This window comes from Sulfurimonas marina (genome assembly GCF_014905095.1).
GTDB lineage: Bacteria > Campylobacterota > Campylobacteria > Campylobacterales > Sulfurimonadaceae > Sulfurimonas > Sulfurimonas marina.
Genome location: NZ_CP041165.1, coordinates 1,800,737 through 1,822,213, shown reverse-complemented (window position 1 = coordinate 1,822,213; position 21,477 = coordinate 1,800,737). Strand labels below are relative to the sequence as shown.

Sequence of the window (21,477 nt, the reverse complement as noted above, 5' to 3'; positions counted from 1 at the left end):
TTTTTACACTAAACTTCCAACCTAAATATATTACGATCGGCCAAAGACTCAGCCAACCCAATTCTGCTAAATATTCCATTATAGACTCCTAGTAGTTGTGAGCATCTGGTGCTTCAATCTCTTCTTTTGTAATTTTTACTCTGTCCATCGAATACCATGCATAAGCGATATACGCTAAAACAAACGGTACCATCAATGAAGCATAACTCATAGCCATCAGCGTGTAGTGACTCCCTGATGAATTAACAATTGTTAAACTGCTTTGCAGATCTGTTAGTGAAGGATAATACGCCGTATTGTTATAACCTACATTGAGTAAAACAGCTGTAACAGTAACAACTATTCCGACACCTGCAGTTCTGATACAACAAGTAAATCCGTACACAACGGCAACAAATACGGCGATCACAACCATAGCTACACCCACAATAAACATACCGAGAACTATAGGCATCTCAAGGAAGTTGTTCAGGTACTTGTATTGCTCCAATACAACAACTCCGTTAGGATCCACTGAGTAACCGTCTTTTAAAAGTAGCCAAGCAGTAAATCCTACGAAAAATACCAGGAAGATCGGCATATTGAACTTAATTGAACTCACCGCTCTCTCACGAATTGGCTGATGGTCAATGTTGTTTAAAAAGTAAAGTGCGCCTGAGATCTTTGTTAAAAATACTAAAGCAAAACCTAACAGATAGTTATAAGGGTTTGCAAGTGCTTCAAGACCTCTAAGAGGATTGTCCCAAAGAACAAAGTTATTGTCGTTTAGGTGAAACTCTGCACCGCTGAAAAATGTAGAGATCGCAACACCGAGCAAAAATACCCCAAGGCTCCCGTTTATTTTTAAAAAACTCTCATAAACTTTTTGTCCTAAAAAGTTGTTTGGCTTTGTTCTGTACTCATAGCTAACCGCCTGGATAATAAAACAAAACAAAATAGCCAGCCATACCCAGTATGCACCGCCGAAACTAGTTGAGTAAAAGAGCGGAAAAGCTGCAAAAAGAGCCCCTCCAAAAAGTACGAGGGTTGTAAATCCAAGTTCCCATTTACGGCCGATCGAGTTAATGAGCATCGTCTTTTCAGTTTCATTCTCCGAGAGTGTATCGATCAGAGTTTGTCCGCCCTGGACAAACATAATAAATACAAAAAGTCCACCAAGAAGCGAAACGATGAACCACCAGTATTGTTGTAATGTTAAAAGTTCTAAATCTCCAAAACCCATCTTAGTGTCCTCCATCCGGTCCGATTTTAATCTGTTTGAGCATAATTTTTATCTCAGCTACTAGCAGAAGTGTAAATAAAAATGCAAACATCCAAAAGCTTATCTGTATATTTGTTGTCGCTATTTGAGTTGCGGCAATATTTACAGGCATTAAATCCTGAATAGCCCATGGCTGACGACCAACTTCCGCTACAATCCATCCCGCTTCAGCCGCAATGTATCCAAGAGGGATAGAGAGTACTGCTGATTTTAAAATTAGTGTATATCGTGAGATATCCTTTTTAGTTGAGAGGTACAGAAGTACACTAAAGAGTACTAAGAACCAGCCGCCGAGAGAGACCATAATATGAAATGCGTAAAATGTAAGCCCAATCGGCGGTACTACATCTTCAGCTGTTTTAATATGCCCGTAACCGAAATATTTCATATCTTGATCAAGGATCTGTTTTGCTTCAAGTGCTTTTTGCTCATCGTTTGCTTTTTTTGCCTCTTTGTAATCTTCTAAAGCCGCAACCGCAATTTTACCTCGAACCATCTTCTCCTCTACGCTCATAATTCCGCGCTCTTTGTTCCCATATACAAGATCGTTTAGTCCCGGTACAAAGGCATCAATATCATGATATCCAAGTAGCGAAAGCGCATACGGAGCTTCAAGTTCAAAAATGTAAGGCTCTGCATCATTTGTTAAAGTTTTTTCAGGATTTAACATACCAACTGCAACGATTCCAGCTTCAGTTCTTCCCTCATACAACCCTTCCATAGCTGCAAGCTTTACAGGTTGGTGTTGGGCTACCTGGTGTGCAGACTCGTCACCGCTAAGTGTTAAAAAGAGAGATGTGATCAGGCCAAACGTAGCACCTATGATCATAGACCTTTTAGCAAAAAGTACATCTCTTTTTTTCAGAAGGTAGTATGCACTGATTCCTACAACAAAAAGGGCTGCGATAACATAACCGCTTCCGATCGTATGTAAAAATTTAGAGATCGCAACAGGTGAGAAAAGCACGTCCCAGAAGTTTGTCATCTCGTTTCTAACAGTGTCGGGATTAAAAGTCATCCCTACAGGGTATTGCATCCAGCCGTTTGCTACAAGAATCCAAAGAGCTGAGAGGTTTGAACCAATTGCTACAAGCCATGTTGAAAGGAGGTGAAATTTTTTACCCACTTTGTTCCAGCCGAAAAACATAACAGCAAAGAAAGTGGACTCCATAAAAAAGGCGAGTATCCCTTCAACTGCAAGAGGTGCACCAAAAATGTCACCGACAAACCAAGAGTAGTTTGCCCAGTTTGTACCAAATTCAAACTCCATGATAAGTCCCGTAGCTACACCTATAGCAAAGTTGATAGCAAAAAGTGTCATCCAAAACTGTGTGATTTTTTTCCATTCAGATGAGCCTGTTTTTACATATATAGTCTCCATAATGGCAACTATAAATCCAAGCCCAAGTGTAAGTGGAACAAATAAAAAGTGATAGATTGCAGTTAGAGCGAACTGAGCTCTAGACCAATCAACTAAATGTTCTTCCATCTTATTCTCCTATTAAGTTGTTATATACGAAATTAATTTTCGTATCTTCTGTTTTATACTCTGTATTTAACGATCTATCGTGAATAAAGTAGTTTAAAAACAGGAAAATCACAGCTAACTTCAAGAAGATTATCTTCCATAAAGTCTTCCCTGTTTTCATGTTTTTAAAGCCGTCCAGATAAAACATATAAATAGATTTTATATTATTCATAACTAATCCTTAATGAACATATGTCCAAATTATGCCATCATTATGAACATATGTCAAGAAAATTTAAATTAACATCTGCTAAGATTGTAATATTAAAGGGTAAATTATGGCAAGAACAAAGAGTAATCGCAATTTAAATTTTAAACCTCAGTATAAAAAATTTGTCCCCGAAGGTGTAAAGCCTGATGGAAAAGTCACTTTGCTGCATGAGGAGATCGAAGCAATATATCTGATGGATCTTATAGGATTGTATCAAGAGGAAGCTGCTAAAAAAATGGAGATCTCACGTCCGACATTTACAAGAATTTTAAAAAATGCTCGCTATAAACTCTCTTTGGGAATAGTAAGTGGATATAAAATAGAGATAGAGGATGATAAAGATGAGATAATTGTGGCTATCTGTATGGAGAATGAGGATAATTTTGAGAAGATCTCACCGATGGAGCAATACATCTTTGTCTATAAAATGACACAAGATAAGGTTTCTTTTATAAAAAAACTAGAGAATCCCGTATATAGTGATAAAAAGAAGTTGGCAATAGTTCTGCCGAAACTATTTTTAGAACACAACGTCAATCTTTTTGTAAGCTCACAAATAGGGGAGGGGTTGAAAAATTCTTTAATTTCAAAAGGGATTAAACCTATGATTGTAAAAAAGATGACCTCTTTAGAAACACTCTTACAATAATAATGGGTTTTAGAGACTATATTGTGATAATAATGTGATTTTATAGTAATATAATTAACGCTTTTTATGAATAACATTATATAATATCTATATAAAAATGGGAAGAAATTTTTATTAAACAGGGTAAGGAAACGAGTAATGCGCACGAAACTGAAAGATTATTTTTCTTTTATAAACAGCGATTTTTTCAATTTGGGACCGATGGTTTCATTTGTGTGGAAAAATGACAGCAACTGGACTATCGAAACTGTTTCCGGGAATATAAAAGAAAATTTTCATTACGATCCTCAAGAGTTCTTAGAGAGAAACCTTGTGTATGTAGAGTTAGTGCATAAAGATGATATAAAGCGTGTCAAAAATGAAGTAAAATCTGCTTGTAAAAATGGAAAGAACTCTTTTACTCATGAGCCTTACAGAATAAAAAATGGAGTGGGTGAGTATAGATGGGTTCAAGACACGACAACAATTTTCTATGATGAAGATGAGAATATTACCCACTTTATAGGCTATCTTATTGATATTACCGAGAGTGAAAAGAATCTTACCAGGGCGATTGAAAATGAGGAGAAACTTCAGGCAGCTCAAGCTTTGGCAAATCTTGGAAACTGGGACTATGATGTAGCTAACGATAAACTCTTTTGGTCAGATGAGGTATATAAACTTTTTGAATTAGATAAAGAGAGTACTACCCCTTCGTATGAGTTGTTTTTAAATGCGGTACATCCAGATGACCGTAAACTAGTTGATCAAGTGTATGCAAACTCCTTAGAGAAAAAAAAGAGATACCTTGTTCAACACAGACTATTGATGAAAGACAATAGGGTCAAGTATGTTGAAGAAACAGGGGAACATTATTATGATAAGGATGGCAATGCGACCAAGACTGTCGGTACAATTCAAGATATTACACATCAAAAAGAGGTTGAGATTGAGTTAGAAAAAACACTCTCCCTTTTTAGAAGTCATAAACTTGCTATGGATGAATCAAGTATCGTTAGTAAGTCGGATCGCACTGGAAATATTACCTATGTAAATGACAAATTTTGTAAAGTTACCGGATATACGAGAACTGAAGTATTGGGGCGTCCGCATAGTATTTTAAGACATCCCGATAATCCAAAATCACTTTTTCGCGATCTCTGGAAAACGATTGAAGCGAAAAAAGTGTGGAAACAAACGCTTAAAAATAAAGATAAATTCGGAGAAGATTATTGGGTAGATATTGTTATTTTGCCGATTTTGGATGAAGAGAATAATATCATTGAGTATATTGCGGTAAGACATGATGTTACAAAAATGATTGAGCAGCAAAAACAACTTGACGAGATGTTAAATACGGATCTTTTAACAGGTCTTGGAAGTAGATACAAACTTGTAAATGACATACATGAAAGTACACAAGGTGCTTTAGCTATTTTAAATATAGACAACTTCTCACAAATAAATGATTTTTACGGTCATGAAGTTGGAGATTATGTGATTAAGGAGTTTGGTCAGAAGATGGGTAGCTGCAAGTGTGACTTAGAGCTTCAAGTGTACCATCTTCAAGGTGATGAATATGTAATATTTCATCCGCAGATTGAAGCAAAAGTCTTTAACAATGCATTAATGGCTTTAAGAGAGGAGATCTCAAAAGTACAGATAGATATAGATGGGGAGTTAATTACTTTTAACTTCTCTATGTCAATCTCATATGAACCTAAAGAGAAACTTCTAACAACGGCAGATATGGCACTTAGAATTGCAAAAAGACACAATAAAGATATTGTGACGTATCATGACGATATCTCGCTAAACGATGAATATAAAAACAATATCAAATGGACAAAGAAAATAAAAGAGGCGATAGCAAACAATAATATTGTCCCTGTTTTTCAGCCAATTGTTAATAATGAAAACAGAGAATGGGAAAAGTATGAGTGTTTGGTAAGACTCAAAGATAACGGGCAGTTGATATCACCGTTTTTCTTTTTGGATATTGCTAAGAAGACAAAACACTACATAGAGATTACACAGATTATGATCGAGAAATCGTTTGAGGTTTTTAAGAAAAAAGATGTAGAGTTCTCACTTAATTTGACAATAGAAGATATCTTAAATGAGGAGATTAGAAACTTTATTTGTAAAATGTTAGAAACTTACGGTATCGGTGAACGTGTTGTTTTTGAAATCGTAGAATCGGAATCGATAGAAAACTTTGATGAGGTTTTAGAGTTTATCCATAATGTAAAAAAACATGGATGTAAAATAGCCATTGATGACTTTGGAACAGGATACAGTAACTTTGAATACCTGATGCGTTTAAAAACAGACTATATTAAAATAGACGGTTCGCTAATTAAAGATATTGATACCAATACAGATGCAGAGCTTGTAGTCTCTACTATTATAGATTTTGCTAAAAAAATGGAGATTAAGACAATTGCCGAGTTTGTTGAGAATGAAGAGATCCTTACAAAAGTAAAAGAGCTGGGAATTGATTATTCTCAAGGATATCACTGTAGTAAGCCATTAAGTACAATTCCTAAGTAGTTTTACAAGGGCATATTTGTATAATTTGAAAAAGATAAGATGATAATAAAAAAAGATGCGTGGAATAATATTTAGAACATATATAGACTTTATAAAAGATAAGTTTGGATACATAACGTTAGATGAGATTTTAAACGAAAAGGAATATCCAAATCATGGTGGTTTTTCTGCTGCTGCAAACTATAGCAGTAAGTGTCTTTTTTCACTTATTGACAGTTCCACAAGACTTTTTGACAACTCAAGAGAACAGGTTATAGAAGCATTTGGAGAGTATGCATTCGCTTATCTTTTAAATAGATTTAAACACTCCTACAAAGGGGCAAATACCCCTTTGCATCTCAATAACCCTTACGATTTTCTAGAAAAGTTGAACATAATCCATTTTAATGAACTTAAAAAGTTATATCCGGATGCTAAATTCCCTAAGTTTTTTATTGAACGAAAATCGGATGAAGAGATCATTATTGAATATGCCAGTCCTAGAAACCTTCCCGGTTTTGTATACGGTTTAATGCGCGGGTGTTTAAAATATTTTAACGATTCTTCAAGGTTAACGATGAAGCAGACAGACCGTTATAGAGTTATAAATAACACAGAGTGTCCCGTATATATCTTTGAGGTAAAAAACAATGCATAATCTCCCTAAGGAAGTTCTGCTTAGAATGTTGGAGCGTGAGCGTTTAGCGAGAGAGGAAACGGAACACATTTTAGAGCGTACTACACTGGAGTTATATCATACTAATCAACAACTTCAAAGCTATCTCAACGATAATGAACTTTTGCTCCGTCAATATAAAGATGCTGTTGATGTGGGGACGATTATCTCAAAAACAGATGAAAAAGGGATTATTGTTTATGTTAATGAACAGTTTTGTAAGATTAGCGGTTACACGAAAGAGGAGCTTTTAGGTAAACCTCATAAAATTGTAAGACATGAAGATATGCCTTCCCATCTATATAAAGAGATGTGGGATACGCTCAAGCAGAAAAAAACATGGCAGGGGATCTTAAAAAATAGAAAAAAAGATGGGCAGACTTACATTGTTCAAGCGACGATCAAGCCTATACTTGATTCTTATGACAATATAGTCGAATATATAGCAATCCGTCAAGATATTACGGAGATATATAATCTTCAAGACGAGATTATTGAAACGCAGCGTGAGATACTTGAGCGAATGGGGGAACTGGCTGAAAGCCGTTCACAAGAGACAGGTTACCATGTAAAGCGTGTTGCTGAATACTCTGCACTACTGGCAAAACTATATGGGCTTGAAGAGGAGGAGATAGAACTTCTTCGTATGGCCTCTCCAATGCATGATATAGGAAAAATTGCGATCTCCGATGCTATTTTACTCAAACCCGGCAAGTTAACTGAAGAAGAGTTCGATATAATGAAAACGCATGCAACAAAAGGGCATACACTTTTTATAAACTCTAAACGTGAACTTTTAAAAGCGGCAGCGATAGTTGCACATGAACACCATGAAAAGTATGACGGTAGCGGATATCCAAGAGGATTAAAAGGGGAAAATATCCATATCTACGGACGTATTACTGCTATAGCGGATGTATTTGATGCACTGGGTTCTGAGAGGGTATATAAAAAAGCGTGGGAAGATGATAAAATATTTCAACTTTTTAAAGATGAAAGGGGTAAGCAGTTTGACCCTAAGCTAGTAGATTTGTTTTTTGAACATTTAGAGCAGTTTTTAGCTATTAGAAACGAACTTCGAGAGAAATAAGATGAGAAAACTTGTACATATATTGATAGCGTTATTACTCTCTGTTAGTGTTGCTTCTGCGAAAGACTTTAAGAAAGTATCTCTGCAATTGCAATGGAAGTATCAGTTTCAATTTGCCGGTTATATTATAGCAAAAGAGAAAGGCTTTTATAAAAAAGCGGGGCTTGATGTAGAGCTCAAAGAATGGAAACCCGGAATCCATATGGAAGATGATGTGATTCAAAGTAAAAGTGAGTATGCTACTTGTCGAGCAACTTCATTAATAGATATCTCAAACGGTAAGAAGATTGTATACCTAGCATCAATGTTCCAATCAAGTCCTCTTGTATTATTAGCAAATAAAAGCTCCGATATAAAGAGTATCCAGGATTTTAAAAATAAAAGAATCATGGCAACAAAAGATATAGATATATCACTGTTTTCTATGATGTTTTCTCAAGGGATTATGCCTAAGGATGTAAAAGTGATACAACCATCGTTTAATCCCGAAGATCTTTTAAACGGTAAAACAGACCTTATAGCTGCTTATATCTCAAATGAGGTTTATGTTTTTAAATCTTTAGGGGGAAAACCGCTTATATTTAATCCAAAAGATTATGGCTTTGACTTTTACAGTGACCTTCTTATTACAAGTCAGGAGTATATAGAGGATAACCCTCAAGAAGTAAAGCGTTTTCGAGCTGCATCATTGCAAGGGTGGAAATATGCTTTTGAACATATAGATGAAACAGTAGATGTTATTTATAATAAATACAATTCTTTGCATAAGACAAAAGAAGCTTTACTTTATGAAGCGGAGGAGTTGAAAAAATTAGCTTATTATACAACAGATACACTAGGTACTATCGAGAAGCAGAAACTACAAAGAATTTATGATGTTTATAAACTTTTAGGATTAGTGAAAAAAGAGATAAATCTTCGTGGAGCACTATATAGTGATTATGCTTTAGATACAGAATTAACAACAAAAGAAAAAGAGTATTTAGCTAAGCATCAAGAGATCACTATGTGTATCGATCCTAATTGGATGCCTTTTGAACATTTCAATGAAGATGGAAAATATGAAGGGATGACGGCAGATTATTTTCAAGCATTTTCAAAAACGCTTGCAACAAACTTTAGAGTGATCCCGACGAATACTTGGACCCAATCGATTGAGTTTGCTAAAGAACGTAAATGTGATATCTTCTCTCTTGCTATGGAAACGCCAAAAAGAAAAGAGTATATGAACTTTACATCGCCGTATTTAGTGATACCTTTAGTTGTAGCAACAAAGTTGGAAGTACCTTTTGTAAGTGATATCAAAGATTTAGAAAAGAAAAAAATCGGTATATGTAAGGGTTACGCTTTTGCTGAACTTTTAAAGATTAAATATCCATCTTTGAATATAGTAGAAGTTGAAGATATTGATGACGGACTCAAACGGGTAAGTGATGGAGAACTGTTTGGTTATATAGGTACACTTGCAAGTATTGGTTACAAATTACAAAATAACTATATTGGTAAACTAAAAATTACCGGAAAAATTGAGGAATCTTGGACACTTGGTATAGGTGTACGTAATGACGATCCATTATTATTGAGTGTTTTACAAAAAGCTGTCAATAGCCTTTCTCAAGAAGAAAATAGAAATATTTTTAATAAATGGATCTCAATAAAGTATGATCAAGAAGTAGATTATAAGATCCTATGGAAAGTGATTGCATTTTTTAGTTTTATATTTGTAGTAGGATATCTTTTGTATAGAAAACAACAATGCTTAAAAGAGAGTCTACAAGAAGCAAATGACAAACTTGAAGCGGCATATGAAGAGTTACAGGAAATTGCGATTACAGATAAACTTACACAGCTTTATAACCGTACAAGACTCGACCAGGCACTTGAAGAGGAAAAAAACAGAGCTGATCGTTATGGGACACATTTCGGTGTTATGATTTTAGATATCGATCATTTTAAACAAATAAATGATACTTACGGACACCATGTAGGTGATAAGGTATTAGAAGAGTTGGCAGTTATCTTAAAAGAGAATTCAAGAGAGAGTGACGTAGTTGGACGATGGGGTGGTGAAGAGTTCTTAATTATCGTACCTGAACTAAACAGTGAGTCTTTAAAGCAGTTTGCACACAACTTAAAAGATAAGGTTGAACAACATCTCTTTGTAAAAAAATATAAACTCACTATCAGTATAGGATTGACGCGCTATCATGAAAATGAATCTATAGAGACTACACTTATAAGAGCAGATGAAGCTCTTTATATCTCTAAAAACAGTGGTAGAAACCTAGTTAGCAGTAAGTGATCTAATGAGATCATAGACACAGTTTTTAAAGGGCACTGTAAAGAGTGTTGAGAGCTTTCTTAGATCTCGTCGTTATTCCAGGCTTCGACTGCTTGCGGAAGGTTTTCAAAACCGTCCATCTTCCCTATAATAAACACTTCGTCAAACACATAACAAGTAACTCTCGTATTTGGTTCAAGTAAAAATACTGCATATTCCTCGTGCGATTTTGCATTAGTTGAGAGAACTCTCATTCCATCCACCGTATCACCAACTTCCACAATCGTATCGTATTCTACATCAACAAGTTTTTTACCGTCACTATAATATGTCGCCATTTAGACCTCTTTCATAACCTCTGAATTTTCTTCAGTAAACTATGCAAGCTTATACCCTGCATTAGATAACTGTCCACTTTTTTAGTATAATAATATCAAAAAATAGGTAATTGTATGAATTCAATTATATTTGTGTGTTTAGGAAATATTTGCCGTTCACCTTTAGCTGAAGGAATTGCTAGAAAAATAGCAGAGGAAAAGAACTTGAATATAAATATTGACTCTGCAGGAACAGGTGACTGGCACCTTGGTGAAGCACCTTGTGAAAACTCGGTAAAGGTGGCACGACAAAACGATGTAGATATCTCATCATACCGTGCAAGAAAAGTGACAAAAAGGGATTTTGAAGATTTTGATCTTGTTGTAGCACTCGATGATAGTAACTATAATGACTTACAAAAACTCGGAGCTAAAAATCTTGTAAAACTGGGAGAGTTTGGTTATGATGGCGCAGATGTGCCCGATCCATACTTTTTTAACGGTTTTGAAGGTTTTTTAGAAGTCTATAAGATGGTAGATATTTGTGTCAATAACATTTTTAAGATAAAATTTGAGGATAAGGACTAAGAAGATGAAAATAGCAAATAACATTACGGAACTGGTAGGAAATACTCCACTTGTAAGAATCAATACGGCATCAGAACTCTCAGGTGCTAACATTGTAGGTAAATGTGAGTTTATGAACCCTACAAGTTCTGTAAAAGATAGAATCGGAATGAATATGATTCGCCGTGGGATTGAAAGTGGTGTTATTAAAGATGATACTACGATTATAGAACCGACAAGTGGAAACACGGGGATCGCACTTGCAGCAAATTGTGCAGCATTAGGACTAAAATTAATTCTTACTATGCCTGATTCTATGAGTATAGAGCGTCGTAACCTTTTAAAAGCATTGGGAGCTGAACTTGTTTTAACGCCAGCTGCAAAAGGGATGAAAGGCTCAATTGCAAAAGCTGAAGAGTTAAAAGCCCTTACACACAACTCTATCATTTTACAACAGTTTCAAAACCCGACAAACCCTGAGATTCATACACTTACAACGGCTCGTGAAATTTTAGCCGATACTGACGGAGAGTTAGATGCATTTGTAGCGGGTGTCGGTACAGGTGGAACTATTACGGGGACTTCAAAAGTTTTAAAAGAGGAGGTACAAAATATAGCTATTTTTGCCGTAGAACCTGAAGCAAGTGCTATCCTTTCGGGCGAAGCACCATCTCCACACAAGATTCAAGGGATAGGTGCCGGTTTTGTACCTGATATCTTAGATACATCTGTATACGGTGAAGTGATAAAAGTAAGTAATGAAGATGCTCTTGAAACGGCTAGAATGCTTGCAAAAAAAGAGGGTCTTTTAGTTGGGATCTCAAGCGGTGCAAATGTATATGCGGCAATGCAAGTTGGTAAGCGTCCCGAATTCCAAGGAAAAACTATTGTAACTATTCTTTGTGATACGGGAGAGAGATACCTCTCAACAGAGCTTTTTAGTGAATAAACGATACCTTGAAACCATAAAGATTCTTGACCGAAAAGTTTATAATTTAGACTATCATCAAGCTCGAGTTGATCGAACAATAGGGGAGGGAAAACTAGATTTATACTCCCTTATTAAACCCGAAGAAAGCGGTTTATTACGATGCCGAATCCTTTACGATGAAGATAATGCCTCAGTCGAATATATCCCTTATACAAAACGTGAGATAAAAAAGCTCAAATTAGTTTTTGATGATACAATCGAGTATAGTAAAAAGTGTGAAGATAGAGAAGATATCAACAAATTGTTTGAGCAAAGAGAAGAGTGTGATGATATTTTGATTGTTAAAGATGGGCTTGTAACAGATACCTCTATTGCTAATATCGCTTTTTTTGACGGAGATATCTGGCTGACTCCAAAACTACCTTTACTCGAAGGTACCATGCGTGCGAAATTACTTGAAGAAAAAAAAATATTTGCTACATATATCTCATATAAAGATATTTTGAAATTTCAAAAAATAGCTCTCATGAATGCTATGATAGATTTTGATATAATTACGTCAGATAATTTAGAGGATATAATTTGTTAGATAACTTGATACAAGATAAAGATTTTACGAACTTGATGAAAAAAAATATACAAGAGTTGATTGTTCTATTTTTTGAAAAAGAGCAAAACTTTGGGATTCTATGTAAAATTGAAGATGTCAGTTTTAATCCTCCTCTACCTGAAGAGATTAGTGCTGAGTTCCGCCCCTTAACACTCTTTTTCCTTGCTGGATATACATTTGAGAGTGCAAGGATAGAAGAAAACTATCTGATGTTTGAAGCGGGTTTTGGAAGTGAAAACTTTGGAAGTGTTGTCAGTGTACCTCTGCTGAGTATTTTACAAATTATTATAGATGAAACACCGGTATTTATCAATCTTGCTATTGAAACGGAAAAAACTCAGGAAGTGAAAACTGAAGAGGTTGATGAAGAGGGATTAGAGAACTCAATGGCTACATTTTTATCGAATCCAGAAAATTCAAAATTTATAAAATAAATTTTAGAATTTTCTAGTAGTGGAAACTCCCATAACGAGCAAACTTTTGTAAAAAGTTTAGCCGGAATGGAAAAGAGTTTCACTCTGCGAACAGGTGAATTCTCTTAGAAAATTAAACTTATACTCTATGAAGAGATAAAAGATAGTTTACAACGTTGTCAACAAAGGCATCGTGTTTTCTCTCTTTTGAATACGCGATGTAAAACTCTCTTGTGATTTTATGATTTTTTAGACGCCCTTCAAAAAGAGTCCCTTTTTCAAGTTCATTTTTTATTACGTGTCTTGACATGATAGATACTATCGGTCTTTCTGCATTTTTATCAGCATTCATAATAGTCTCTTTAATAGCAGTAGGGCTTCCGAGAACTCCCAAAACATTGAAGTTATTACACTGAACACCCATCTCTTCAAATACTTCACTCGTAAGTCTTCTTGTATGAGATTCTTCGTTTCTACAGATCCAGTCAAACTCTAGAAGATCATCAGCACTTAGATGCTTTTTAATAGGTTGGTTTGAAAATACAACAAGTTCGTCTTCAACCCATTCTCTATAGATGATACCATCTTTAAATACAGGTGATTCGATCAATGCAACATCAATTTTTTTATCTTCAAGTTGCTCAATGATATTACAAGAGAGATCAACGTTCATAAATACTTCGTTATCAATTCTCTTTTTAATCTCACCAAGATAGTTTGGAAGGATGTAGTTACCGATTGCAAAAGATGCACCCATAACAAATGTAAACTCTTTGTTAATGATCTTTAAAAGATCTTTTTCAGAATTTTGAATAGCTTTTTCTAATCTTTGAGCAATTCTATAGAGATCTTCACCCTCTTTTGTTAGAATAATTCCATTCTTTTTTCTGTCAACAATTTTAGTATCTAAGTAGTCTTCAATAAATTTAATTTGTTGTGTAACGGCAGGTTGAGAGATACCTAGTTTAGCCGATGCTTTAGAAAAACTTTTCTCTTTGATAACCATTAAAAAAGTTTGTAATTTTGCAAAATCTCTTAACATAATAATTCCTATAAGTAATAATAATATTAAAATTATAACTCATTATTATAATTATTGCAATAGTTTTGTAATAATTTTAGCTTTTTTTGTTATAATATTTTTAATTTATAGTTATAGTGGATAAAATGGAAAAGATATTTGAACGATTAAACGAATCGCAAAGTGCTGCTGTTAAACAAACAGAAGGTCCTGTTCTGATTTTAGCAGGTGCAGGAAGCGGAAAAACTACGACAATTGTTTCACGTTTAGCGTATTTGATACAAGCTGTAGGTATTCCTGCATCAAATACACTTACACTGACATTTACAAACAAAGCTGCCCGTGAGATGAAAGAGCGTTCAATGGCAATGATACAAAATGCCGCATATCCACCACTACTTTGTACATTTCATAAATTCGGTCTATTATTTCTGAAGTTTAATATCCATCTTTTAGGCCGTCAAAACAATTTTGTGGTAATCGATACAGATGATAAAAAGCGTATCATTAAAAAAATAAATTCAGATATTCCTACTCCGCTTATAGCTTCTGAGATCTCAAGATATAAAAACTCTTTAATGACGTCGGATGATGCATACAAGCAAGCAGAACTATTTAACTACAAACAGATTGCAGAGGTTTATGGAGAGTATGAAAAATATCTCCATGAAAACAATCTTGTAGATTTTGATGACTTAATAGCACTGACATATAAACTTTTAGAGGAGAATAAAGAGTTGGCAGAAGCTACAAGTCAGAAGTATCAGTATATTATGATCGATGAGTATCAAGATACAAATGAACTGCAACTAAAACTTTTACAAAAACTTTGTATGACACATAATAATATCTGTGTAGTTGGAGATGATGACCAGTCGATCTACGGTTGGCGTGGTGCACATATTAGAAATATTATGGAGTTTGATGAAGATTTTGAAGGGACAAATGTTTTTAAACTTCAAGAGAACTACCGTTCACGTTCACCTATATTAAAAGTTGCAAATGCTCTTATAGAACATAACCGTTCACGTCTTGGCAAAGAGTTAATAGCAACTCGTGGAGAGGGGGAAGAGGTCTCAACTCTTAACTCTCAGGATGAAAATGAAGAAGCAAGAAAAGTTGCTGCTGCGATCCAGAAGCTTTTGGATGCAGGGGTAAAAGCAAATGAGATAGCTATCTTGTATCGTGTGAATGTACTTTCACGTTCGATCGAAGAAGGGCTGAACCGTGCACGTATAGCTTATAAAGTTGTCGGTGGTGTACGTTTTTATGATCGTGCTGAGATTAAAGACCTTATCTCATATATCCGTGTGATTACAAATCATCATGACGATTTCTCATTTAAGCGTATAGCAAATAAGCCAAAACGCGGTCTTGGAAAGGCGAGTTTAGATAAGATAGAACTCGCAGCACACCAAAAGGGAACTTCAATCTACGAGTATATTAAAACGGCTGAATTAGAAGAGCTTGTTGCACTTGTGAAGAAGAAAAATGCAAATACCCTCAAAGAGTTTATAACAAATCTTGAAAATGTAGCAGCAGTTGCTAAAAATGCTACTTACGAGTTTGTAGAGGTGCTAGAAGATACTTTTCATCTCAAAGATATTTATGCTGGAATGCCTGACGCTCAAGAACGCATACTCAATATGGATGAGTTCTATGCACTCTTTAGAGACTTTGTGAAAAACCACCCTGAGACCTCTTTAGACGAGTTCTTAAACGAGTTAACGCTTCAAAGCGATCAAGATGAAGTTGAAGGTGATTCAATCTATATGATGAGTATTCATGCTTCAAAAGGTCTGGAGTTTGAACATGTGTTTGTGATCGGTATGGAAGAGGGATTTTTACCGCTTGTAGGTGACGGAAGTGATTTAGAAGAGGAGCGTCGTTTAGGATATGTTGCTTTTACACGTGCAAAAGAGACACTGACACTCTCTCATGCAGGAAGCAGATTCTATAAGGGTCGAAGAAGCGACTTAGCGAAGAGTAGGTTTTTTAATGAAGCAGGACTTTGCGAGGGCTCACTGAAGGTAGAAAAGAATACGGCCTATAAAAAAGGTGATCTTGTTCGCCATAAGATCTTTGGAACAGGGCGTGTGCTTGGGGTAAGTAAATCTGGTCGTGAATTTAAACTCAACATCAATTTTGCAGGAAGCAAAAGGGAGATCCTTGCATCTTTCGTAGAGAAACTATGAATCGTTTATTTGTAGCGTATAAACCGGCGGGAATCGGTTCAAACCTTTTTCTCTCGAAACTCAAAAGAAAATATCAAGTAAAAAAAGCAGGCTTCTCCGGAACTTTAGATCCTTTTGCAAAAGGTGTATTGGTAATTGGTTTTGGTTCTCATACCAAACTGTTTCGTTTTTTAAACAAAACTCCAAAAACGTACCGTGCAACTCTTTGGCTGGGAGCAAAAAGTGATTCATTGGATACTGAGATGATCGAAGATGTTAAAATGTTAAAAGAGTTTCAACAAGAGGATATCTTGGCAGCCGTAAAATCGTTAGAGGGTGAGCTAGAATATGAGCCCCCTATCTTTAGTGCAAAAAAGATAGACGGACAGCGCGCGTATGATCTGGCACGTGCAGGTAAAGAGGTCGTTTTAAATAAAATACACTCAACAATTTATGAGATGAAACTGCTTCACTACTGCCATCCCTTTGTTACCTTTGAGGCTACGGTAAGTGAAGGGACTTATATCCGTTCACTCGGCCTTTTGATTGCAAAGAAGCTTGGGCTGGAAGCTGGAAGTTTGAGTGCGTTAGAAAGATTGTGCGAAGGGCAGTTTGTTTATGAGGATGAGAAAGCACTTGATATTAAAAGCTCACTCAATATACCTCAAAACTATTACCTTGGTGATCAAGAGAATGTGAAGTTTGGAAGAGTTCTTGCTTTAGATGATCTAAAGGTGCAGGAAGAGGGTACGTATTTCCTTGATAATGGAGATAATATCTCAATCATAACTATAGCAGATGGCGCAGTAACATATGAATTAGGGAGAATTGCATGTTAGTATTAGCAAGAAAAGTGGATGAATCGATCGTGATCGGAGACAATATAGTCGTAAAAGTTGTTGCTGTTGAAAACGGAGTGGTAAAACTCGGCATTGATGCTCCAAAAGATGTTGCAATACTAAGAGACGAATTAGCTCGTGAAGTAGCCCTTAGTAATAAAGCCGCTTTACATAAAAGTGATGAAGATGAACTCAAATCTTTAGGAAAACTCCTAGGAAAATAGAGATGAAAAAATATAAAGCGTATGCTAAAGTAAATATTTTTCTAAAAATTACAGGCAAAAGAGATAACTACCATGAGATCATCTCTCGCTTTATGCGTGTGGATAATCTTTATGATGAGCTCTCTTTTGTTTCAAAGTCAGAACTCGATGCAAAAATGAATGAGTTTAAGATTATAGGTGACTTTGATTGTGAAGTGTCACAAAATACGATCTATAAAGCATACGTAGCACTTAAAGAGTATACAAAATCAGCTTCGCTCGAAAAGCTGATGCAGACCCATGCTATTAAAGTAGAGAAAAATATCCCAGCTTTTGCAGGTTTAGGTGGTGGCAGCAGTGATGCCGCAACATACTTAAAGATGTGTAACGGTGTCTTAGACTTAGGTCTGAGTTTGAATGAGTTAGCAACTATAGGATTAAAGGTTGGTGCAGACGTGCCGTTTTTTATTTATGGATATGACAGTGCAAATGTAGGCGGTATCGGTGAGATTGTTGAGCCTTTTGAGGAGGAGTTACTCAAATTTGATGTGTATACTCCCGATGTAAAGATCTCTACACCTAAGGTATATACAGCTTATAGAGAAAATTTTTACGAACCAGTAGACGGGTTTCGTGCACAAGAGTTAAAAGAGTTAAACTCTAAAGATGTTTTAAAGAGCCTAAGTGCAACAGAGGCAAATGACCTGTTTGCTCCGGCACTTCAAGAGTACCCACAATTAAAAAAACATTATAGACAAGGCTATTTTTTCAGCGGTAGCGGAAGCAGCTTTTTTAAAGTACAAGAAGTAAATTCAGGAGAAGAAAAGTAATGGGCGAGACGATCGCAAAAAACAAAAAAGCGTATCATGACTATTTTATCGAGGAAAAGTTTGAAGCGGGACTTGTTCTATCGGGCAGTGAAGTAAAAGGTATTCGTGCCGGGCGAGTGAATTTAAAAGACAGCTTTATACGTTTTGTAAAAAATGAAGCGTTTTTATTTAATGCCCATATAGGAAGACTTGATACTACGCACCATTTTTACGGACATGAGGAGCGTGGAACTCGTAAGCTTCTGTTACATAAAAAAGAGTTGGCGAAACTCCAAAAAGCGATTGAGCGTGAAGGTTATACTATAGTGCCTTTGCAGCTTTACTTTAATGCTAAAAATATTGTTAAAATACAGATAGCACTTGCAAAAGGGAAACAGCTTCACGATAAGCGTCACGATCTTAAAGCCAAAGATCAAAAAAGAGATATCGCTCGTGCTATGAAGGATTATTAATGCGTATATTACTGCTTTTAACATTTGTTTTTATTAATCTGTTTGCTATCCAGGTACGTAGTATTGATAACGAGGTTGAAAACGGTAAGACGGCACTTATAACTTTTTCAAAGCAAGATGGAATCAAATATGAAAACATTACGTTTGGAAAGAAAAAGTTTCCTATTGTCAATTCACCTGTAGACAAAGAGTGTTGTTTTGCTCTTTTGCCTGTGAGTTACTATGAAAAGGCAGAGTCGAAAGAGTTTTATGTAAACTATCTTCAAGGGAAAGAGGAAGAATCAACCCTTCTTTTTCTAGATGTGAGAACGGGTATATATAAACATGAAGAGATTCATGTAGACAGCTCAAAAGTAAATCCAAAATCAAAACAGGTACAAGCAAGAATCTCCAAAGAGTACAATAAGGCAATGCAGATCTATAACACCGTGACACCGAAGCTTTATATTACGAAGCCTTTTGATATGCCTCTAGAGAGTAAAATAACATCGGATTTTGGAAAAGCGAGAGTTTATAACGGTTCACTCAAAGGGTATCACAGCGGAACAGATTTTCGTGCAAAAGTTGGCACACCTATTAAAGCAAGTAATGACGGTAAAGTTGCACTAGTAGCAAAAAGATTTTATTCAGGCGGTACTGTACTTATCGATCATGGTTATGGGATATACACTTGTTACTTTCATATGAGTAAGTTTGATGTGAAAGAGGGACAACTGGTACAAAAAGGGCAGGTGATAGGTTTAAGTGGGGAAAGTGGCAGAGTTACTGGGCCTCATCTTCACTTTTCAGCACGCATTAACGGTGTACAAGTAGATCCTCTGCAAATGATTTCACTACTCAATACACAAATTTTAAAGGATAACAATTGACTTTTTTTCAACTATTGATGCTCGGAGCTTCGGCATTTTTTGCATTTAAAATTTACGAACATATTCAAACACTTAAAGATATCGATGAAGATAGCGATCAAAGAGAAACAGACAGGATAGAATCTCTCCTTTCTCAAGGCGACCGTGAGATGCAAAACGGTGATTTTCAAAAAGCGCTTGCTATCTACAGCGAGGCTAATTACAAATTGCCGAACAATGCAGAGATACTATTTAAAATAGGGTACGCTTTAATGCAGCAAGAGAGAGTTGACGAGGCAATAGAGTATTATCAAGATACACTAAAATTAGATGATAACTCTCCTGCTATCCATCAGGCACTCGCTTCTGCATACAGAACACAAGGTAACTTTGAAAAAGCAAAATATCATCTTGATTCATCATTACTTATTAACGACAAAAATCCTATCACTTACTACAACTACGGAAACCTCCTTGTAGATATGGAAGAGTTTGAAGATGCAAAAGAGATGTATCAACAAGCGTTAGAGTTAGACAGTGATTTTAAAGAGGCAAGAGAGGAGCTGGAAAAGATATCATGAAAGTTTTAGAAATTTACGACTTTTTAAATGAACTCTCACCATTTGAACTTCAAGAATCTTGGGATAACTCAGGGCTTTTAGTAGGGGATTTCAATCACGACATAAAAACAGTAGCACTTAGCATAGACGTTGATGAAGCACTGATCGATTCACTCGAAGAAAACACTCTGCTTATTACCCATCATCCGATCATATTTGGAGGATTAAAACAGCTCGAATTTAGTAAATACCCTGCAAACCTAATCCAAAAGATGATCCAAAAGAACATCTCAAATATAGCGATGCATACAAACTTCGACCAGACTCATCTTAACGAATATGTGGCGACTGAAATTTTAGGATATGAGATCAAAGAAAAAGATGGCTTTGTAGCATATTTAGAAGTGAATGAAGATTTTGATACATTCGCGAAAAAAATATCTTCTGCGTTAGGATTGAAGTTTGCAAAATGTGTAAAATGTTCAGATGAGGTAAAAACGGCAGCTCTCACAACCGGTTCGGGATGTTCACTGATGAGAAGTTTACGTGCAGATTGTTTTTTAACAGGTGATGTCAAATATCATGATGCAATGGAAGCAAAAAGTATAAATTTATCTCTGATCGACATTGGACATTATGAAAGTGAACACTTTTTTGCAGAAATTTTAGCGAAACATTTGAAAAATTTAGGTTTAAAAGTTATAATTGCGTCATCAGAAAATCCATTTACATATATTTAAGTATGTTTTTAGAAAAAATGGTAGAAGTAAAACTCCTAAAGGACCCCAATGAATAAGCACCTTAAACAACTTATCGATCTTTCAATAGTGGACAAAGAGATCGATGCGTTTGAGCCTCAGATAGAAGAAGCTAACTATATGTACGATGCTGCACTTGCAAAAACTAGCAGTATCGAATCTGATATTGAAAACCTAACAAATGAAATTAAAGAGGAAGAAGTAAAAAAATCAAAAAATGAACTTCACCTCGCTGAACTTTCAGCAAAACTTGAAGAGAATGCTAAAAAAGCTGCTGAAGTAAAAACTGAACGTGAAATGAAATCACTCCAACTAGAAGAGGAGATTGCAAAAGAGCAAATCACTTTCGCAAATGAAGAAATTGAGCGTTTAGAAAAAATTATTGAACTTAAAAAAGAGCAGATCGAATCGTCTAAAGTAACTTTAGAAGAGTTAAATGCTTCTTTAGAGAGTGTAAAAGCTGAAGTTGATGAAAAGCTTGCAAAAATCAATGCTGATCGTCAAGAAGTTTTCAAGAAAAAAGAAAAACTACTTTCAGAGATAAACCAAAAAGGTTTAGCTTTCTATCAAAAAATTCGTCGTTGGGCAAAAAATACAACTGTAGTTCCTGTTGAAGAGCAAGCTTGTATGGGTTGTCATATGGTGATTGGAGATAAAGTATACTCTGACGTAATTCGTGGAGAAGATATCACTACATGTCCACACTGTGGTCGTATCCTTTACGTGAAAGCTAGCGAAGAGTAGGCT

23 protein-coding genes are annotated in these 21,477 nt (G+C 35.6%); 18 read left to right on the top strand and 5 right to left on the bottom strand.

The features are described 5' to 3' along the window. Nucleotides 1-88: 88 nt before the first annotated feature. Genes cydB through FJR03_RS09325 form a run of 3 tightly spaced genes read right to left on the bottom strand, consistent with a single transcriptional unit; the run spans nt 89 to nt 2,961 of the window. Nucleotides 89-1,222 carry a cytochrome d ubiquinol oxidase subunit II gene (gene cydB, locus FJR03_RS09335; RefSeq protein WP_193113238.1) on the bottom strand — a complete coding sequence of 378 codons (1,134 nt, stop codon included), beginning with the start codon at nt 1,220-1,222 and terminating at the stop codon, nt 89-91. A gap of 1 nt (nt 1,223) precedes the next feature. Continuing rightward, nucleotides 1,224-2,750, bottom strand: coding sequence for a cytochrome ubiquinol oxidase subunit I (locus FJR03_RS09330; RefSeq protein WP_193113237.1), 1,527 nt, complete (start codon nt 2,748-2,750; stop codon nt 1,224-1,226). 1 nt (nt 2,751) lies between these two features. Next, on the bottom strand, nt 2,752-2,961 hold the full coding sequence (locus FJR03_RS09325) for a DUF4492 domain-containing protein (protein ID WP_193113236.1): 210 nt from the start codon (nt 2,959-2,961) through the stop codon (nt 2,752-2,754). 106 nt (nt 2,962-3,067) lie between these two features. On the opposite strand from FJR03_RS09325, the gene FJR03_RS09320 reads away from it, so the two are divergent. From FJR03_RS09320 to FJR03_RS09300, 5 genes are all read left to right on the top strand, one after another. Next, nucleotides 3,068-3,649 carry a DUF134 domain-containing protein gene (locus tag FJR03_RS09320; RefSeq protein WP_193113235.1) on the top strand — a complete coding sequence of 194 codons (582 nt, stop codon included), beginning with the start codon at nt 3,068-3,070 and terminating at the stop codon, nt 3,647-3,649. 138 nt (nt 3,650-3,787) lie between these two features. Beyond that, complete coding sequence (locus FJR03_RS09315) at nt 3,788-6,181, top strand: bifunctional diguanylate cyclase/phosphodiesterase (protein WP_193113234.1); 2,394 nt, start codon at nt 3,788-3,790, stop codon at nt 6,179-6,181. 55 nt (nt 6,182-6,236) lie between these two features. Continuing rightward, nucleotides 6,237-6,818: a heme NO-binding domain-containing protein gene (locus FJR03_RS09310; RefSeq protein WP_193113233.1), complete on the top strand. Its 582-nt coding sequence runs from the start codon at nt 6,237-6,239 to the stop codon at nt 6,816-6,818. Then, nucleotides 6,811-7,926, top strand: coding sequence for an HD domain-containing phosphohydrolase (locus FJR03_RS09305; RefSeq protein ID WP_193113232.1), 1,116 nt, complete (start codon nt 6,811-6,813; stop codon nt 7,924-7,926). The genes FJR03_RS09310 and FJR03_RS09305 overlap by 8 nt, the downstream gene beginning before the upstream one ends. Nucleotide 7,927: 1 nt before the next feature. Then, the gene (locus tag FJR03_RS09300; protein ID WP_193113231.1) at nt 7,928-10,228 is read left to right on the top strand and encodes a diguanylate cyclase; all 2,301 of its coding nucleotides are present in this window, start codon (nt 7,928-7,930) and stop codon (nt 10,226-10,228) included. Nucleotides 10,229-10,287: 59 nt separating this feature from the next. Here FJR03_RS09300 and FJR03_RS09295 read toward each other — a convergent pair whose 3' ends face one another. Continuing rightward, nucleotides 10,288-10,545: a hypothetical protein gene (locus tag FJR03_RS09295; protein ID WP_193113230.1), complete on the bottom strand. Its 258-nt coding sequence runs from the start codon at nt 10,543-10,545 to the stop codon at nt 10,288-10,290. 114 nt (nt 10,546-10,659) lie between these two features. Between FJR03_RS09295 and FJR03_RS09290 the strand changes: the two genes are divergently transcribed. From FJR03_RS09290 to FJR03_RS09275, 4 genes are read left to right on the top strand one after another with little or no spacing between them, the layout of a single operon-like run. Continuing rightward, nucleotides 10,660-11,112, top strand: a complete 453-nt coding sequence (locus FJR03_RS09290; RefSeq protein ID WP_193113229.1) for a low molecular weight protein-tyrosine-phosphatase — start codon at nt 10,660-10,662, stop codon at nt 11,110-11,112. Nucleotides 11,113-11,116: 4 nt separating this feature from the next. After that, a complete protein-coding gene (gene cysK / locus FJR03_RS09285) occupies nt 11,117-12,040 on the top strand; it encodes a cysteine synthase A (protein WP_193113228.1) in 924 nt (307 codons plus the stop codon). Continuing rightward, complete coding sequence (locus FJR03_RS09280; RefSeq protein ID WP_193113227.1) at nt 12,033-12,611, top strand: aminotransferase class IV family protein; 579 nt, start codon at nt 12,033-12,035, stop codon at nt 12,609-12,611. Before cysK ends, FJR03_RS09280 begins: the two co-directional genes overlap by 8 nt. 35 nt (nt 12,612-12,646) lie before the next feature. Next, entirely contained in the window at nt 12,647-13,066 is a 420-nt protein-coding gene (locus tag FJR03_RS09275; protein WP_347402102.1) for a hypothetical protein, read from the top strand. Nucleotides 13,067-13,184: 118 nt separating this feature from the next. On the opposite strand, the gene FJR03_RS09270 is transcribed toward FJR03_RS09275, so the two are convergent. Beyond that, nucleotides 13,185-14,087 (bottom strand): LysR family transcriptional regulator, encoded by a 903-nt coding sequence (locus tag FJR03_RS09270; protein ID WP_193113225.1) that lies wholly within the window; start codon nt 14,085-14,087, stop codon nt 13,185-13,187. Nucleotides 14,088-14,212: 125 nt separating this feature from the next. Between FJR03_RS09270 and FJR03_RS09265 the strand changes: the two genes are divergently transcribed. From FJR03_RS09265 to FJR03_RS09225, 9 genes are read left to right on the top strand one after another with little or no spacing between them, the layout of a single operon-like run. Next, nucleotides 14,213-16,261, top strand: a complete 2,049-nt coding sequence (locus tag FJR03_RS09265; RefSeq protein ID WP_193113224.1) for an ATP-dependent helicase — start codon at nt 14,213-14,215, stop codon at nt 16,259-16,261. Beyond that, nucleotides 16,258-17,079, top strand: a complete 822-nt coding sequence (gene truB / locus FJR03_RS09260) for a tRNA pseudouridine(55) synthase TruB (RefSeq protein WP_193113223.1) — start codon at nt 16,258-16,260, stop codon at nt 17,077-17,079. The genes FJR03_RS09265 and truB overlap by 4 nt, the downstream gene beginning before the upstream one ends. Then, nucleotides 17,073-17,303 (top strand): carbon storage regulator CsrA, encoded by a 231-nt coding sequence (gene csrA / locus FJR03_RS09255; RefSeq protein WP_193113222.1) that lies wholly within the window; start codon nt 17,073-17,075, stop codon nt 17,301-17,303. Before truB ends, csrA begins: the two co-directional genes overlap by 7 nt. A 2-nt stretch (nt 17,304-17,305) precedes the next feature. Next, complete coding sequence (locus FJR03_RS09250; RefSeq protein WP_193113221.1) at nt 17,306-18,112, top strand: 4-(cytidine 5'-diphospho)-2-C-methyl-D-erythritol kinase; 807 nt, start codon at nt 17,306-17,308, stop codon at nt 18,110-18,112. Continuing rightward, entirely contained in the window at nt 18,112-18,564 is a 453-nt protein-coding gene (gene smpB / locus FJR03_RS09245) for an SsrA-binding protein SmpB (protein WP_193113220.1), read from the top strand. Before FJR03_RS09250 ends, smpB begins: the two co-directional genes overlap by 1 nt. After that, complete coding sequence (gene pgp3, locus FJR03_RS09240; protein ID WP_193113219.1) at nt 18,564-19,433, top strand: peptidoglycan metallopeptidase Pgp3; 870 nt, start codon at nt 18,564-18,566, stop codon at nt 19,431-19,433. The genes smpB and pgp3 overlap by 1 nt, the downstream gene beginning before the upstream one ends. Then, entirely contained in the window at nt 19,430-19,993 is a 564-nt protein-coding gene (locus FJR03_RS09235; protein WP_193113218.1) for a tetratricopeptide repeat protein, read from the top strand. The genes pgp3 and FJR03_RS09235 overlap by 4 nt, the downstream gene beginning before the upstream one ends. Beyond that, a complete protein-coding gene (locus FJR03_RS09230) occupies nt 19,990-20,712 on the top strand; it encodes a Nif3-like dinuclear metal center hexameric protein (RefSeq protein ID WP_193113217.1) in 723 nt (240 codons plus the stop codon). Before FJR03_RS09235 ends, FJR03_RS09230 begins: the two co-directional genes overlap by 4 nt. 48 nt (nt 20,713-20,760) lie before the next feature. After that, entirely contained in the window at nt 20,761-21,474 is a 714-nt protein-coding gene (locus tag FJR03_RS09225; RefSeq protein ID WP_193113216.1) for a zinc ribbon domain-containing protein, read from the top strand. The last annotated feature ends 3 nt before the right edge of the window (nt 21,475-21,477 follow it).

Coding starts and splice junctions, on each gene's coding strand:
- cydB (WP_193113238.1), bottom strand. CDS start 1,222: ATGGGTTTTGGAGATTTAGAACTTTTAACATTACAACAATACTGGTGG.
- FJR03_RS09330 (WP_193113237.1), bottom strand. CDS start 2,750: ATGGAAGAACATTTAGTTGATTGGTCTAGAGCTCAGTTCGCTCTAACT.
- FJR03_RS09325 (WP_193113236.1), bottom strand. CDS start 2,961: ATGAATAATATAAAATCTATTTATATGTTTTATCTGGACGGCTTTAAA.
- FJR03_RS09320 (WP_193113235.1), top strand. CDS start 3,068: ATGGCAAGAACAAAGAGTAATCGCAATTTAAATTTTAAACCTCAGTAT.
- FJR03_RS09315 (WP_193113234.1), top strand. CDS start 3,788: ATGCGCACGAAACTGAAAGATTATTTTTCTTTTATAAACAGCGATTTT.
- FJR03_RS09310 (WP_193113233.1), top strand. CDS start 6,237: ATGCGTGGAATAATATTTAGAACATATATAGACTTTATAAAAGATAAG.
- FJR03_RS09305 (WP_193113232.1), top strand. CDS start 6,811: ATGCATAATCTCCCTAAGGAAGTTCTGCTTAGAATGTTGGAGCGTGAG.
- FJR03_RS09300 (WP_193113231.1), top strand. CDS start 7,928: ATGAGAAAACTTGTACATATATTGATAGCGTTATTACTCTCTGTTAGT.
- FJR03_RS09295 (WP_193113230.1), bottom strand. CDS start 10,545: ATGGCGACATATTATAGTGACGGTAAAAAACTTGTTGATGTAGAATAC.
- FJR03_RS09290 (WP_193113229.1), top strand. CDS start 10,660: ATGAATTCAATTATATTTGTGTGTTTAGGAAATATTTGCCGTTCACCT.
- cysK (WP_193113228.1), top strand. CDS start 11,117: ATGAAAATAGCAAATAACATTACGGAACTGGTAGGAAATACTCCACTT.
- FJR03_RS09275 (WP_347402102.1), top strand. CDS start 12,647: ATGAAAAAAAATATACAAGAGTTGATTGTTCTATTTTTTGAAAAAGAG.
- FJR03_RS09270 (WP_193113225.1), bottom strand. CDS start 14,087: ATGTTAAGAGATTTTGCAAAATTACAAACTTTTTTAATGGTTATCAAA.
- FJR03_RS09265 (WP_193113224.1), top strand. CDS start 14,213: ATGGAAAAGATATTTGAACGATTAAACGAATCGCAAAGTGCTGCTGTT.
- truB (WP_193113223.1), top strand. CDS start 16,258: ATGAATCGTTTATTTGTAGCGTATAAACCGGCGGGAATCGGTTCAAAC.
- csrA (WP_193113222.1), top strand. CDS start 17,073: ATGTTAGTATTAGCAAGAAAAGTGGATGAATCGATCGTGATCGGAGAC.
- FJR03_RS09250 (WP_193113221.1), top strand. CDS start 17,306: ATGAAAAAATATAAAGCGTATGCTAAAGTAAATATTTTTCTAAAAATT.
- smpB (WP_193113220.1), top strand. CDS start 18,112: ATGGGCGAGACGATCGCAAAAAACAAAAAAGCGTATCATGACTATTTT.
- pgp3 (WP_193113219.1), top strand. CDS start 18,564: ATGCGTATATTACTGCTTTTAACATTTGTTTTTATTAATCTGTTTGCT.
- FJR03_RS09230 (WP_193113217.1), top strand. CDS start 19,990: ATGAAAGTTTTAGAAATTTACGACTTTTTAAATGAACTCTCACCATTT.
- FJR03_RS09225 (WP_193113216.1), top strand. CDS start 20,761: ATGAATAAGCACCTTAAACAACTTATCGATCTTTCAATAGTGGACAAA.